Here is a 14,758-nt window from a genome sequence, read left to right on the forward strand (position 1 = left end):
AGGGCGGCTTAGAGCCGCCCTTCCGCCATCGCCGTATAGTATTCGGCCCTGTAGACTGGCTTGCAGTCGTACTTGATTGAGGGATGAAGCTGCATGTATGTGATCCTATCGACAGACCGGTTGGTAGGTCCGTGGATGTAGTACATCGGCTCCTTCAATGCCGCCAGTTCGGCTTTTTCGCGCTCGGCCCTTCGCCTCTGGCTTTCCGCACGGCGCTGTTCAGCAATCTTCACCGTGTCCTGCACGATCCGGCCAGTATCGGACCAGCCGACCAGTTCGAAGCCGTGCATGTTGTCGATGCCGGCCAGATCAAGCTCTTGCAGCGTGCGGCACACCGCACTGAAAGTCGGAAGACCAAATCGGAAGTCTTCGTTCGCCCTGCGGACGATCTCGACTATCTGGCCCTTGAGCCTCTTTTCGAGGACAGTGAAAGCAGCGTCCCTGCCCTTCTCCGCGACCAAGGCATCAAGCTCCGCCTGCGACAGTGGCTTCATCGTCAGGCGATACAGGCGCTCGGCTTCGGTGCGAAAGGCGGAAAGACGCTCGGCGCGTGCGCGTGCCTTGGCCTCCTGACGATCCTGCCAGCGACGAAAGCCAGCGACAATCCGCCCAAAAACCGAACCCGTCTCTCTTGTCTCTACGTTCATTGCATCACTCCCGCGACGCTGAAGCCGCTTGTGATCCTTACAATTGCATTATATAATACGTAATTTCGTCAGATCAAGAACCTCCCGTTCCGCGTATCCTGCCTATCCGCGAGGAAATTAGACGAGCCGACCCAGCAATTGCTTTCTGCGATCCCCCACGCAAAGTGTTGCCCGCTGCACCAAAGGTGCCGCCCACCTGTTCAGCGACGCTACCTGCACTCGTTGCACCAACAGCCGCTCTGCCCACATCGAGCCGCGTCGAGAGCGCACCGAAAGTCACTCCAAGCCAGTTCATGGCCCCATCGCCAAGCTCGCTGATCAATTGCGCGCCCAGAAGCACCGTAACGGTTGTGACGATGACGTACATCGTCAGGAAGCCCATCATCGAGAAGACGTTCCAGATCGTCTCTCCCGGCACGAGGAATTCCATGAGGATATAGAACAGATCGTAAAGGTAGAGCAGCGAAAAGCTGATGACCATCATGGCAAAGATCAGCCCGACTACCGTGAAGAATGGCCGGAAAAAGATGCCAAAGATGGAAAGCAGTATCCGGTTCCACGAGCCTATCAGGCTTCCTTCGCGAGCGGGCGCAAACAAGGTCAGAACAGCCAGCGGCACGGCAAACATGCTCTCCACCACCAGCATCACCCAAGAAAGAACCGCTGAATAGAAATAGACGAGCGGGATCATGGGCACCAAAGTGCCGATCACGAACCCGAGCACAAACAAGATTGTGCCCGCAGAGATCATCCATCCGCTCACCGCATCCGCCATTTTACCAATAAACGGAACCCAACTCACACCTGATGCTGCCGCTCCGCCCAACGAGACCGCCGCACCGGAGATCATCAGAACCTTGCCCTGCTGCGTGACCTGCACCATGGGATCGACATAGCCATATGCCTCTTCCGATCCGGGTTTGGTCGGGCTGAAAAACTGAAGCATGGTCTGGTAGACCCAATTCATCATCCGACCCATCACGCGGTCATCAGAATTTCTATTCAGAGACGAATAGCTGCCTTCCTCCTCGTTTTCTCCTGTATCAGCATCGGCAAGCGAGGCCAGATACGGGCTCATCATATCCCATGTCTCGAAGTCGTCGGTGGCCTTTGCCAGCATCGCGTTTGTGGTCGAGTCTCCGAAAAAGCCAGTCCGATGCCCCTGCCCTGACAAAAACTCAACCAGATTTGCCTCGCGATAGGCTTGGATGCGCAAATCACCATCCGGCGATCCATACCAAGAGGCCCCCATGGAGATTCCTCGCTGCCATGCCGGCGCAAAAGTCCAGCCATTCTTACTGGCATCTCTAAGAAGTTCTTGGTGCAGCGAATTGGCTTGGTCGCTATCGAAGGCAAGATTCGCGCTTGCCCCAGAGACATAGTTCGCGGTGGCCTTCTGAACAGCCGCCCGTGCCGCATCGCGCATAGCCTGCACATCGCGCTGCCCGTTGTAGATCTGCATGGCGAGATTGTGGGCATCGCTCGACAGGGTGTTGATGGTGCTCACGTAGTTTTCGAACTGCGCTCTCACACGCGCGCCGGCAACCTGATCCACAAAGGAGACCACGCCCGGCACCGAATTGCGGATCAGAGCACTGTTCTCCACCCCGCCGCAGAAATTGTCGCGCCCGGAATATGACTGCGAAGTGTCCTCGAACCTGATGGCGTGTTGCAGCGCACCGGATGAAAAACTTACGCCGCCCTCTCCGAGCCACGCTGCGTCATTTTTGACTTCAACAATGCCTGAACTCTTGGCGACGATTGGAGAAGAGAGATCGGGATCGCGGTCGCCGCCAAGGACCGATGCCATGCTGTTGGCGTTGATGGCGCACAGATGCCCGAGTACCAAGGCGTCATAGGCTCTGGCGAACTGGCCCTGCACAGCATAGTTGCTAACCGTCTGGCCGGCTGGCTGCACCAACAACGGCTGGCCTCTCAATGCTACATCTGCCGTCCGCGCCCAGACCACATCGCCTAATGCGGACCCTTGCAGGACGAGGAACAGCATTGCGACCTGCGCCAGCGAATACCCACCCGACACCGGCACGAACGCAATCAGGCCGGCCATGGTCCGCATGATCGTGTACTTGGTGTCCGTCCGCTGGCCGAAGACCTTGCCATCGGATGCGGTGTCCATGATGACTGTGTAGATCGTGTAAGAGGTCACGATCAGCACGGCCAGCAGGCCGGCAGTGTTGAACAGGCCGAAGATGGTGGAGAGCCAGTTGCCGGCACCCAGATCGTCGGCGGTTCCCTGCAAGTAAGGGATAACCCCTCCGAACAACCGCTCCAACAGCGATCCGGCATAGTCGCCCTCGCTACGCTCGAACAGGCTGCTGAAATCGTATTGTTGTTCTTCCATCTCGGCCCCTCAGTAGCCCGGTCCCGCCTCACCCTCGGGTCAGGGAGCAATCGACCCGTGGATTTCCGCCATCGGGCTGGCCGGCTTGATCGTCGCGCTGTGCTTTGCTTCCTTCTTGGCTTCCAGCGTTGATTTCAGCATGTCCATGAAGCGGCTGCTGGTTTCCAGATCACCAAACGGGGCGGCTAAATCGGCACCATAAGTGACCTGCCTCCCCCCAATGGTTTCAAGCAGCTTGTCGCCTCGGGATCGCGCCAGATTGACGAAATGGGCGTCGAATGTCCGCGCGAAGATTTCCTCTTCCATGGCGAAATAGTCGTATTGCTCGCCGCCATTGGGGAAGATGCGTTCAAGCTCTTCCCTCACCCGCATCAGGACACCGGAAGATCGAAGGATATCGTGGCGTTCCTCGTCCGAGAGCTTGTTCCCCTGATCCACCAGATGGCCAAGCTCATGAATGAAAGTGCCGCCTCTCTTAACCGACAGGGAGAGCACCAGTGGCCGTGTGGCGTCGTTTTCTCCTTCCTGCCCGTCCGCTTTCTGCTGAAAGGAGGCAACCCGACCCTCTGCGCCTTTATCGGCACTCACCGCATCGAAGGAGAACCGGGCAGGCACGTTTTCCTGACCGGGGAACAGAGCATTGGGCTCCATCTCCATTTCCGATGCGATGTATCGGATCGCCTTGGCGACGGCCTTCATATTCTGAACGAGTGTGCGTGTCGGCACTGAATTGTCGCGCAGGACGCGGAAGGGCACCTTTGCTGCCGCCGCCTCGAAGCTGTCATCCGGGCCGACAGCTATGCCGGTCATCATCGCCGCCGACATGTGCGACGAATTCTTCATCACCATGCCTGCCACGAAATCGCGCGGGCGGATCAGGCTGTCCTCACCAAGCCGGAGGGATATGGCTTGGAAAAGGCGCTCCTGCCGCAGCTTCTCTTGCTGATCGCCAAGCCCTTCCGCGTTCTCGAAGATCGCATCCATGATCCACGTCTCGGCGGATTTGATCTCCGTCTCGTCGCTGGCAGCGAGCGCCCTGCCAAGCTGTGTCAGGCGTGTGGCCATGCCTGAGTTCGGCATCGCCGCTGCTTCGGCAATGGTCCTGTAGGCCAGATATGACGCCTCCAAATCCATCCAGCCCTTTTGCTGGGCGATCCTGTCGGTCAGATGATCCCCCACCGCCATACCCTTGCCGGCGAACAGCACGTTGTCCGCCCGCTTCTCCCGTTCGGCCATATTGGCAATGGCCTTGGAGACGGAGGCTCGAATGCGATCAAAATTGTTCTTTTCGACGCCGTGAATGCTGCCTTCGAGTTCCTTCAGGCTGATGATTTTCGGTGCCTCGATGCCCTCGGCGCGTTCGCCTTGCCGCAATTGAGGAAGCGGCTTGTGTGCAGCAGCCACTTCCGCTTCGGAAAAGAAGCTGCGGATCGCCGTCACGATCTGCATGGCGGTGTTGAGCGGCTGGTGGTTTTCCAGCACCACCCGTTTGTCGTCGCCCGCCTCGACCGTCCACCCCATATCCATGAGCATATCGCCAACCAGCGTGTCACCCTCCGGCTCCGGCAGGCGCGCTGTCGGCATTTCGAGCCGCAGTATGTAATGCCCCGGCGCGGTCGATATCCGCTCCAGTTTGGCATCGTAATCCTTGAAGTCGAACCATTTAGCCGCCATCGCTTCCGCTCCCCGGCAAAGAATTGGTGGAATAGGTGACGCCATCGCGCGCATCGGCCTTGAAGCGCTGTGCGTCAGCGTAGAACTTGGACTCGGATATCTCCGTCACCTTGGTGACGACCATCCCGTTGGAGGCCAGACAGGCTCCGCCGACATAGTAGAAGTTGCGCATGTCCTCGATCAGCCCTACGGCGATCTTGGTGATCGAGATCGCCGGCTTCTGATCGGCGCGCTTCTTGACCTGCCCGATACCCACGATCACCCGGTCGCCCCGGTTCTTGACGTGATCGCCTTCCATCCGGGCGATCTGATCGTCCGACCATTCGGCATAGAGCCAGTGTCCAAGATCGTTCTCATTGGACGCCTGCCGGCGATCATAGACCACCAGATAGCTGTTCTTGCCGAACAGCGTCCCGTCCTTGCGGCGGCGCAGATATTCGAGCTTTGCGGTCAGCAGGCTTTCGAGCGTGCCAGTCGCCACCGTGCGATAGGCGGTGTGGACGAGCTTTCCGATATCCTGATCGCGAAACATCTCCATTAAGTCGCCTGCCTATTCGCTCTCCGACGAATCCAGATCGTCAACAAAGGGCTCTGGTTGATAGAGCACGGTTCCCTCATCCGTCGCCGGAGCGATTTCCGGCATGGCAACTCCCCTGATCGCCGCTATGCGTCCGGCAATCACGGACAAGGGGGCGATGAATTCCGCCTCCCCTGCCCGGCCCGCCCAATCGCGATTGAGCCGGGAGACCCAATGCTCGCCGGCATAGGTCTCGATCTCTGGATCGAAGCCATCCGGGTAATAGCCGGGCTCACCCTCATCGTCCGAGATTTGAGGGAGGACGGTGCGCACAACCGCATCATGGGGAGTGAGCCGGTTCATCGGACAGCCGCCCCGGCCAGAAGGGACGCGATGATCGCCTGCCTGCGATCAGCGCCTTCCTGCCTGTATTTGGTCAGCGTCAGATTGATGGCGCGCAGCCGGGCGATTTCTTTCAACAGCCCCGGCTCCGACTTGGTTACGAGGGCTGCTGACCATTCCTCATACCCGTCGCCGCCCCCGAACTGGTTTATGTAGTAATCCAGCGCCTCCATGTAGCTCATGGAGCCGCTGCCCGCCTCCGAAGCGGCCCGCACAGCCGCCAGAGACGCGATTGCCGGGCTGCGCAGAGCTTCCCATCGCCTCACCCTCATGAACTGAAGCTGATCGGACGTGCTGTCCATGCTCTCAGGCCGTGCGAACGGGAGCCCGATCAGATTGTTCATGTAGGCATCGCGCATCGCGCTCGATGTCGATCTGTCGAAGAAAGCTGCCGCCGAGACGGCTTCCGGCGCGTCGAACTGCAACCGCCGCGCCGCCGCCTGCAAAGGCGTCGTAGCGTTGCCCGGCTGAACGTCGATGGCATCGCTCGACATGACCTCGCCGGCACGCTCTGCTCGGGAGGCCAGCGCTGCCTCCGCCTGACCAAGGCTCGCGATCATGTCGCACGCGCCCACCATCTGCCCCTGCGGGCCGTAAGTCTCGTGCGCCTGCCTGATCTGCTCTGCCGTGCGCTGCTCGATATATGCCTGCGACACCGCCTCTGCGGTGCTCGCACGAGCGTTCGCCTCTCTTTCCGCGTTCACGCTCGACTGGCGCGTGGCAACCCGGATCGCGGAAATCAGTTGCTCATTGGTCAGCATCCGCTCGGTCGTGATCTGGGCCGCAGAGGCATCGACTGCACTGATCAGCGCCGCTTGAGCGGAATTATGCCCGGATCGCCAGATCGGATCAGTGACCGAACACGTCACGCCACCTGCCTGCGCCGAAAACGGGATCAGGCCAGCCGTGGCCGTCAGCGCCGCAAAAGCCGCTTTCAGCAACACCTTGCGCATCACTGGACCCCTCCTGCCTGCTGGACGGGTGCTGGCCGGGACGCCAGATCATCGACATATGACAGGGCGAAGCTCGCCAGCGCGAATTCCTCCATCACCTGCTGTCGCAATTCCAACGCTGACATGGCGATGTTCTGGGCTTCGATCCGGGCCGTATCGAGCAGGACGGTGCGCTGATTTTCGGTCGCCATCCGTGAGGCCCATTCTTCGCCGCCGTCCGCGACCCAGTTTTCCGACATATCCTCCATTGCCGTGCGAAGCTGCTGATTGGCCGCGATATCGGCCAAGACATAGACACCAGCCGAATTGCGCGCGTCATCGCGCATCGCCAGCACCCGGTCCTGCTGTGAGCGGACGCTGCCCGTCCCTGCCTGAACAGGAGGTCGAGGCGGACCAGCCACGATGGCGATAAACTCGCGAGCCGCATCCGTATCGCCGTTAAGAACGCTGGCGATGGTTGCGTCGTCGGCATTCGCGACCAACTCGCTCCACTCGGCAAGGCGTTCGCGGAATTCCGCATCGTTCGTCGCGGTGCGCTGCTCGCGGATGCTCTCGGCCATCTGGGCGCGTGCAGAGCCGTAGGCGGCATACATGGCGGCGACGTTCCGTCCCTGCTCGACAAGCTGGCATGCGTTGTGGCCGGTGGACCCATAGTCGGCCACCGCCTGCCGCATCTGGTCGTTCACGCTCTGCTCAATGATGACGTTCGCCAACGCTTCATTCGCGGCGCGATCCGCATTCGTTACCTGTTCGGAGGAAACAGCATCCTGACGGACGAGAACATGCATGGCCGAGAGCAGGCGCTGCCGCTGGTAGATCTCCTGCGCCACCATCGCTGACGTTCTCGTCGTGATATGGCTCGTCACCGCGCCTTGTAGCTGGCTGGTGGCGCTGTTGACACGCGACTCGACACCGGCACAAGTCTGGGCGAGCGCCACGCCGGGAGCGGCCAAACCCGCTGCAAGAGCTATAAGCGCTACGCCGCGCCGCATCCATTTCGTCTTCATCATTGCTCAAGTCCTCCTTCGAGGCCGCGCATCAGCACATCGGTGAAGCCGCCTCGTGCAATGGCGATCAGCGCCATTTCGCGTCTTGCGGCGGCGCGATTGAGCAGCCCCTGCACCGAACCGGAGGCTTCCTCTTGCGTCTCGATTGTTGGGAAGGGCGCAATGGTGTCCATGAATATGGTGCCATATTGCGCTTCGGCGGTTCCATATTCGCGCCGCAGGAGCCAAGCATCGGCAGCGCTGTCACCGGCTGGCATGCCGCCCATCGACCTGCTGGCTTCCGGCAGGCACAGCCCTGCCTCAAGCTCGCTATCGGTGCAGAACGCAGTGCGTCGAATGCGCTGCGTCTGCGCCAGCGTCTGACTGCGATCCCCGCCTACGGCCAGCCAATTTCGCTCATACTCATCGAGAGACGCCGAAGCGCTGGATGTCGCGTCGGAGGCGGTCGAGACGTTCCGCTGCGCCGCCACTGCCGCGCATAGACCATTGATGTCGTTCTGCATGCTCTCGTAGCGAGCAACTGCATCCCGCAAGGCGACGTTCTGCTCCATCTCCACTACAACATTCGACAGCGCCATGTTCGAAGCGGTGGCCGAGTTGGATAGCTGCTGGCCGTCAAGCGAATGCTGGCGGGTATCGATGCGCAGTCCCGAGACAGCGCGTTCGAGCGATTGCGCGAGACCGGCCATTGCCGTCTCGAATGTCTGGGCATGCGCTGGCGCGGCCAGAAGAGCCGCCGCCATGCATGCCGATGCGAGCTGGGAACGGGCGATCATGGTCAGAAACTCAGATCGCTCCAACCATTCGACAAGATGCCATCAAGCTCGCCTGTCAGGTTCGAGTTGAAATTGCTGATGGCCCCCTGCGCCTTGCCGATGGCTCCCGAAACAGCCTCGTTGATTTGCCGGCAGACCTGCTGTTGCGCCGACTGGATCGCGTTGTTGATCGCGTCCATGGAAAGGCTTTGCATCATCCCGGCCAGATCGGGAATGGCATTGGAGAGATCGAAAGACGACAGGATATCGCCGCTGATGCACGATTCCGGTCCCCGGAAACTATCCTTCGGATCGGTGGCCAGCGCCTTGATCAGTTCGATCTCGCGCTCCAGAGCAGCCTGGGCGGCTTGCTCCACCCTGCAATTCGTCTGCGCGTAGGCGCTCACTGCCGTGCTTGTCAGAATACCAAGGCAGATCGCCATGCTGGCCAGTTGCTTCTTCATCGCTGTGCTCCTGCGTAGTCCTCGATCATCTCCGCCATCTGGCAGATGGGGGGGTTCAATAAGGTCGCGCAGAGAACGACACGGCGTCCAACAAGCGATGACCCTGCTCCGGGCTGTTCGCGGGTCTGGGTGTCCTCTTCGATGAGACGAATTGGTGCCGGTTCCTTTGCAATCCTGTCCGCCAGTTGCGCGGCCAGTGATGCGCATTCACGGCAGATTTCCGCTTCGTCCATCCTGCGCTCCAATCAACGGTAAAGTTGCCACTGCATTTTTTACCGGATCGGAGCCGAAATCACAAGCTATTCAAAGCAAGCCGTCATTCCGCTGCCATGGCCGGGGAAAGGTGCGATGTTCGCGCGAGGAACCGGAACGGCGTTGTCCAGTTGACCGCCTGATTTTCCGCGCGATGCACCATCGCGAGCAACCACGCATCCATGCAGCGGACAGGATTTGCGACGGCCACAAGCACCAGCATCGCAGCTATCAGATCACCGGCTCGTGATTTGGCTATCAGCCACGCTCTCTCGCTGCCGCCCATCCGGTTGAAGAACTGCTTGGCAACAAGAACGAATGCACTCGTTTCGTCCATTCCGGATTCGCGATATATGTCGATCCACTCGCGCCACTCAGGCGGTATAGCGGCAAGGCATGCAGCAACGTTGAGCCTGTTTTCGTTGCCCGACACAGACGTTGATGCCTGCGCTGTCCCCGCAGCTTTATCCACACGCCGCGTCGTACTTATCATTCTTTCGTTATTATCTTTTTTAGTAAGAGTATAAGGTCGGTCATTTCTGTCCGGTCCATCGGACATTTTTGGCCGACCAACGCTATACTTATCCACAGGCCGATGATCGGGTTCCGCTGACTGCGGCGTGTCGTTCTGGCTGGTCTTCGCCGGTTCTGACACGTCCGCTATCTCGGCTACGGCCCGCGCAGCTTGCCGGCGTACCTCGGTCAGCGCTTCCAGCCGCCGCTCGCATTCCTCCACCAGTCGGGCCAGTTCGTTTGGCGAGAGACCTTGATAGCGGCGGGGCAAGGTCGAGAGCCATTCCAGCACACCCATGTCCTGCAATTCCTCGCAGGTCGAGCGCAGGCGACGGCGCAGGAACGATATTGCCCGTCGAAGGCTCAAAAGGCGGCTTTCCTCCAACCGCTTGGCGTTTACGTCGCTGCATAGTTCGTCCCAGCGATCATAGGCCCTTTCGAAGCAGACGCCGAAGACGACAGTCCCACCATTGAAGCAGCCGCGCAGGCCGTTCCCGGCTGTTCGGTTCTCTACCAGCCCCGCCTTCTCCAAGGCGCGGATATGGCGGCGTATGGTCCGCTCGTCGCGCCCTCGGTCGCGGGCGATCCTCTGGACCTCCACAGCGCAGAGCGCGCGGTCGAAATCATCCTTCACATAGGACGCCATCATTGCGGCGGTCCCATACACCGCGTCTGTGATCAGGCCGAGTTCATGGGCGGCGCGCAAAGCACCCTGTATCCGGGTTCGACGGGATGTGGTGCTCTTGGTCTTTTTAGGCACAGGTCGGGGCGGCTGCACATAAGCTCTTGATAAGCTTTGCATCTTTCAGTCCTCATTGGGTTCGAAAGACGCGAATTTCGGCACGCAAAAATTCATTCCCGAAAATGCACTTTTCGGGTTGATTGGGTTCTATCGAATGCGGTAGATTGAGCGGGACTTTAAGGCGCCTCGGTCGTTATTGGCGTTTCGACCGATCTACCGCAAACGATGAACCCGATGCGTGGGAAACCCGCATCGGTTTTATCGTTTTTGGGTTCTGCTTTTCTCCATAAGCCCTCCTTTCTGGTGATCCGCGAACTGGCCCCTTTCGGACGAATCGGGCATAGTCGCGAGTATGCGCTCCTTGGCGCGCAGGGACACGTAAAAGCCCCCGACTCGGCCAAATCACCCACAGCGTAAAATATCTTCCAGATATTTGACAAGAAAACTTTTTCACCCCAGATCAAAGCCTTGCGGCGGATATGGGCGATGGCTACATTTTCCGATAACCCATCCGGCACACCTGTACCGGTTCGGGTTGGCCAAAGCGCCCGGATACCGCAACGGTTTCCGGGCGCATTTGCACCCGGAAGCGGAATTGGCGGCAGGTGCGCTGCTCGTGCGTCAACCCGGCGCATGGCTCAACCCCATCTGCGGGCGCTGCACCACCGTAGCGTCGGACTGAAATGTGGTAGGTGCGGCTAGCGAAGCCTCACGGTCGCGCTCGATTTGCGCCATTCGCTCCCGCTCTGCCGCAAGACGAGCATCCAATGTTTCGCGCACATGCATGGCAAGTGCGTTCTGCACCTGCTTGAGCGTGCCGCCGATCATGATCTCGCCGTGGTTCTCGCGGGCGGTTTCCTGCATCAAATCCGCGACCATTTGGATTTCGCGCGGATCGTTGAGGTAAAACGTGCCGCTCAGTGTCCCCTTCGTAAGCTTCTTGTTCGTGAAATTCTGGGACAGGTGACTGATTATCGGATGGTCGCCATTGCGCAGTACCGGGTGGTCCTTTTTGATGGCAACGACCGCAACCCCCTCTGCGAACATCATGACGCCCATCTGCTTCTTATCCATGCTCTCGCACAGAGCCTTGGCGATCCTCTCGGTGTCATGACGCTGGGTGATGGACACTTCCCGAACGCCCATGGCATTCGGATCGTCCGCAATCACGACCTCCATCCGGGTAGAGCCCCCCTCCCCCGGTTTGAGCGCAATCCTGCCGCCTTTGCTCTTGCTTACCGTGGCCCGCTGGCTCTCGTCAGCCGCCCAGCGCCAAATGTCGCCGCCGGCCATCAAGGAGGGCGGGTAGCTCTTGATGCTGTCCACGGGCTGCACGTGAGCGCGGATGCGGTGGATTTCCGCCTCCGGGTATGCAGCGATCTCCGCAATCCTGTCCTGCGGATACGCCTTGGGATAGAGGCGGTGAAGCGCCTCGGCAAAGGCGTGAGCCGCCTCCTGCGTGCCACCGTAGCGAGGCAGACCATAAAGGACAGCGTTGGTGACGCGCAGATAGGCAATGATATCATCCGGGGAGTTGATACCCGTGGCCAGCACCGAGCGCTGCGATGCCTTCGCCTTCACAATGGGGATCATGTCCTTCGCGCCGCGATCATTGAGAAGGATCGCGTTGCGATTGTTCCCGGCAGCATCGGTGTAGACCACCTTCTCGCCCATGTTGTTGCCGTGCCCGTTGGACACAATGGACATGGCAGCGAACAGATTGCCCTCCATGGTCAGCCGGCTCTTCTTGACCGATTTCGCCGGCAGCGCGGCTGCGATGCCCGATAGAGCCTCCACGGCCACCTTGTTCACCGTGCGGTCTGCCGAAACGACAGGCCCAAGTTCCGGCTGCGAGGCCAGTTCGGCTGCGGCCAGAAACGCCTTGCGAGCGCCCTCTTCGCCCATCAGGTCCCTGATGGCATCCGCAGCCGATTTCTTCCGCTGATCGCTCGTGTACCGGTGCGGATCAGCCGCCAGTTCCAGATCGGAGAGGAAGTTGCGGATGTTCACGAGGCCCCGCTCCCGCGAAGCGTCATTGTGCTCCATGGCGGTGCTCAGCATCGAGACAGTAAGACCCTCGATGTGCTGATTGCCCGGCACGTAGACCGAGAAGTTCATCTTCGACTCCGCGAAGGGTGCGTCTTCGTCGTAGCGCGCGGAGACGATCAGGGCCGGAATGAACCCGTCCGTATTGGCCTTCCGATAGGCGTCGGCCCACATACCGCCAACCCATGGGCTCACTGCCCGGCTGTCGAGGGCCACCATCCTGCCGGGCTCGATCTCGCGCAGGATCGGTTCGAGACGGGTTGCCTGTTCGATGCGACGGTAGAGCGCCCGTAACGGCATCGCCATCTTGAAGTCCTCGAACAACGACGAGCCGTCCTTGTCCAATGTCTGGGGCGACCGAAGGAATTCCGCAAAGGGACCAACGGACGATTTCATGGCCTGCTCGGCCACCTGTTCGCTGATCTCCCGCAGCTCCTCGTCGTTGATCGTGCGCTTGACCTTGCGTTCCTTGTCCAGAACCTCAGAACGCATTCGCCCGTAAAGGTGCGCGCTGACTTCCTGCGGCAACGGCCTCGGGAAGAGATAGCGCATGCCCTCCTTCGAGCGTCCGGTAACACCCCCGAAGAGATGGTGCTCTAGGTTCATCCCTCCCGCAGCGCGCAGGGCTTCGGTGTAACCGAAGAAATCCGCCATATTCTGGAAGGGATCGGAAAGCCGCCGTACCAGATAGTCATCAACGTGCTCCAAGGCCCGCGATACCGGCAGCGACCGGATTGGTTCGTCATAGGTGACTTGGTTGAGCACGAGCCTGTTTGCGGACAGGCCGTCAACACCTACCCCGCCACCATCAAGAACCTCGACTTCTTCGATCTTGGCTTTCCAGTCATAGCGGCCCAATTCGAGCGGGTTGCGGCCTTCTGCCGTCAACTGGTCGCTAATCAGGTGGAAGGTAGCGTCCACGTCCGAAAGCACCGCGGATTGGGTATCGAGTGGCAGAAGCACAGACCGGCCCAGCAGCTTGCGGGCCATGTCCTGCTCCTTGTCGCTGAAACCGAGCATTGCCGCGATTTGCGGGTTGTGCTGCATCACCGCACCGACCGCCATTTCGCCTACCGGGTTCAGAATATCGACGGCGTGCTTGGCATTTGTCTTGCTGTCGCGCGTGGCCGAGGTTGAAGAAGTAAGCGAACGGTTCGCCCTGTTGAACAGATTGGCAATCCGGTCGTCAGCGGCAAATCCCGTCACGGGCGTGATATAGCGCGGCGGAGACACCTGCCCGGCGCGGTGAATACGCCCTTCTACCTGCCGCTCGTCGGTGATTTCGCGCTGATAGGCCAGCTTGATCATGCTGCGCCGTCGCAGATCGGGGCCGTTATGGGGGCTGGCCTGCGCCGAAACACCCGTTGCCGACCCCGAATTCAGGCCGAGAACGTCCGTCTGACCACGATTGTAGCGCTCGACCGCATCAATCACCGGGGGAATGTCGCGATTATACGCGCGAACGACCCCATCCTCGCCCTCGATGAACTCATAGGTGCGGCCCGTGATGTCCTCGAAGGTCATGCCAAGCTCTTCGCACGCCTCCCTAACCCGGTCGAATACGTTAATCCGCAACTCTGACAGGTCGAAATGATCGATGCTCTCGAAAAAATCGGCAAGCCATCCGTCAAAGCCCTCGACCTTGAGGGTTGACTGGTTTCCCAGAGCGTCTGTGCCTTTCATGATCAGCAGTTTTTCGGCAAACCGCTTGAGCACATCGCCCATGTTGGGGTGCCCGGCGACGGGCACGCCTTGTCCGCCCGTCATGAGATGATGCTGGTTGCCGATCAGCCATTCCGACACGCTGTCCCCGGTATATTCGACAACGACCGTCGGCTTCTCACCGCGAGCGATGCTGTCCTCGATAAGCTCGCGCACGAACATGCCCTTCACCGAGCCCATGAGATAGCGCGAGAAGCTGTCCAACTGACTCATCGGGCTGGTGGTCTCGACCCTGATCTTGTCGAGCGACCCGGCAGCGGCCATCCCGCCAACGTGATCCTTGAACTGCTTTTTTGCCGCCTGCGCGATCTCCGCAGACATTTCCTGCATTTCCTGCAACTTGCTGGCGATGAAGTCGCTGGCCTTGCGGGCATAGTCCATCTTCTCGGCGGAGATATCGGCAAGCACGACAAGATCGCGATCCACCCCCGCATCAGGCATCTTGCGCTCGATCAACGAGCCGCCTTGAGCCATTTCCGAAGCGAGCACTTCCTGCATCGCTAAAGGCATCTGCTCGATGGCCAGCATCAATTCTTCATGCGCGAGGCCGGTGTCGGGCAGAGCCGGGCGGTAAATGGGCAGGTTCTTGCCCGATTTGACGCTCGTCGCGGACGAATACACGATCTCGCAATCATGCCGCTCCGCATGGCTTTGTCGCAAACTTGCCATTTGGACGAGAAAGTTGATCAGATACGGTATTCA

12 protein-coding genes are annotated in these 14,758 nt (G+C 59.8%); all 12 read right to left on the reverse strand.

Going from position 1 to position 14,758, the window contains the following annotated elements; translation table 11 throughout:
- Positions 1-8: 8 nt before the first annotated feature.
- The 12 genes from V7082_RS09375 to V7082_RS09430 all read right to left on the reverse strand — a co-directional run bounded on the left by V7082_RS09375 (position 9) and on the right by V7082_RS09430 (position 14,677).
- Complete coding sequence (locus tag V7082_RS09375) at positions 9-647, reverse strand: hypothetical protein (RefSeq protein ID WP_334147908.1); 639 nt, start codon at positions 645-647, stop codon at positions 9-11.
- A gap of 73 nt (positions 648-720) precedes the next feature.
- Complete coding sequence (locus V7082_RS09380; protein WP_334147910.1) at positions 721-3,009, reverse strand: DotA/TraY family protein; 2,289 nt, start codon at positions 3,007-3,009, stop codon at positions 721-723.
- A 39-nt stretch (positions 3,010-3,048) separates the two neighbouring features.
- Entirely contained in the window at positions 3,049-4,683 is a 1,635-nt protein-coding gene (locus V7082_RS09385; protein ID WP_334147912.1) for a hypothetical protein, read from the reverse strand.
- Entirely contained in the window at positions 4,673-5,215 is a 543-nt protein-coding gene (locus tag V7082_RS09390) for a hypothetical protein (protein WP_334147914.1), read from the reverse strand. Before V7082_RS09390 ends, V7082_RS09385 begins: the two co-directional genes overlap by 11 nt.
- Positions 5,216-5,233: 18 nt before the next feature.
- Complete coding sequence (locus V7082_RS09395; RefSeq protein WP_334147916.1) at positions 5,234-5,563, reverse strand: hypothetical protein; 330 nt, start codon at positions 5,561-5,563, stop codon at positions 5,234-5,236.
- Entirely contained in the window at positions 5,560-6,555 is a 996-nt protein-coding gene (locus V7082_RS09400) for a hypothetical protein (RefSeq protein ID WP_334147918.1), read from the reverse strand. The genes V7082_RS09395 and V7082_RS09400 overlap by 4 nt, the downstream gene beginning before the upstream one ends.
- Complete coding sequence (locus V7082_RS09405; RefSeq protein ID WP_334147920.1) at positions 6,555-7,565, reverse strand: hypothetical protein; 1,011 nt, start codon at positions 7,563-7,565, stop codon at positions 6,555-6,557. Before V7082_RS09405 ends, V7082_RS09400 begins: the two co-directional genes overlap by 1 nt.
- Positions 7,562-8,338 carry a hypothetical protein gene (locus V7082_RS09410; protein WP_334147922.1) on the reverse strand — a complete coding sequence of 259 codons (777 nt, stop codon included), beginning with the start codon at positions 8,336-8,338 and terminating at the stop codon, positions 7,562-7,564. Before V7082_RS09410 ends, V7082_RS09405 begins: the two co-directional genes overlap by 4 nt.
- A 2-nt stretch (positions 8,339-8,340) precedes the next feature.
- On the reverse strand, positions 8,341-8,781 hold the full coding sequence (locus tag V7082_RS09415) for a hypothetical protein (RefSeq protein ID WP_334147924.1): 441 nt from the start codon (positions 8,779-8,781) through the stop codon (positions 8,341-8,343).
- Positions 8,778-9,014 (reverse strand): hypothetical protein, encoded by a 237-nt coding sequence (locus V7082_RS09420; protein ID WP_334147926.1) that lies wholly within the window; start codon positions 9,012-9,014, stop codon positions 8,778-8,780. Before V7082_RS09420 ends, V7082_RS09415 begins: the two co-directional genes overlap by 4 nt.
- Before the next feature lie 83 nt (positions 9,015-9,097).
- On the reverse strand, positions 9,098-10,348 hold the full coding sequence (locus tag V7082_RS09425; RefSeq protein ID WP_334147928.1) for a helix-turn-helix domain-containing protein: 1,251 nt from the start codon (positions 10,346-10,348) through the stop codon (positions 9,098-9,100).
- A 561-nt stretch (positions 10,349-10,909) separates the two neighbouring features.
- Positions 10,910-14,677, reverse strand: coding sequence for a strawberry notch C-terminal domain-containing protein (locus tag V7082_RS09430; RefSeq protein WP_334147930.1), 3,768 nt, complete (start codon positions 14,675-14,677; stop codon positions 10,910-10,912).
- Positions 14,678-14,758 lie beyond the last annotated feature (81 nt).

The sequence above is a fragment of the Hyphomicrobium sp. genome (assembly GCF_036833075.1).
Taxonomy (GTDB): domain Bacteria; phylum Pseudomonadota; class Alphaproteobacteria; order Rhizobiales; family Hyphomicrobiaceae; genus Hyphomicrobium_C.

Bases quoted from the DNA above. Each gene is read 5' to 3' on its own strand.
- V7082_RS09375 (WP_334147908.1), bottom strand. From the start codon at position 647: ATGAACGTAGAGACAAGAGAGACGGGTTCGGTTTTTGGGCGGATTGTC.
- V7082_RS09380 (WP_334147910.1), bottom strand. From the start codon at position 3,009: ATGGAAGAACAACAATACGATTTCAGCAGCCTGTTCGAGCGTAGCGAG.
- V7082_RS09385 (WP_334147912.1), bottom strand. From the start codon at position 4,683: ATGGCGGCTAAATGGTTCGACTTCAAGGATTACGATGCCAAACTGGAG.
- V7082_RS09390 (WP_334147914.1), bottom strand. From the start codon at position 5,215: ATGTTTCGCGATCAGGATATCGGAAAGCTCGTCCACACCGCCTATCGC.
- V7082_RS09395 (WP_334147916.1), bottom strand. From the start codon at position 5,563: ATGAACCGGCTCACTCCCCATGATGCGGTTGTGCGCACCGTCCTCCCT.
- V7082_RS09400 (WP_334147918.1), bottom strand. From the start codon at position 6,555: ATGCGCAAGGTGTTGCTGAAAGCGGCTTTTGCGGCGCTGACGGCCACG.
- V7082_RS09405 (WP_334147920.1), bottom strand. From the start codon at position 7,565: ATGATGAAGACGAAATGGATGCGGCGCGGCGTAGCGCTTATAGCTCTT.
- V7082_RS09410 (WP_334147922.1), bottom strand. From the start codon at position 8,338: ATGATCGCCCGTTCCCAGCTCGCATCGGCATGCATGGCGGCGGCTCTT.
- V7082_RS09415 (WP_334147924.1), bottom strand. From the start codon at position 8,781: ATGAAGAAGCAACTGGCCAGCATGGCGATCTGCCTTGGTATTCTGACA.
- V7082_RS09420 (WP_334147926.1), bottom strand. From the start codon at position 9,014: ATGGACGAAGCGGAAATCTGCCGTGAATGCGCATCACTGGCCGCGCAA.
- V7082_RS09425 (WP_334147928.1), bottom strand. From the start codon at position 10,348: ATGCAAAGCTTATCAAGAGCTTATGTGCAGCCGCCCCGACCTGTGCCT.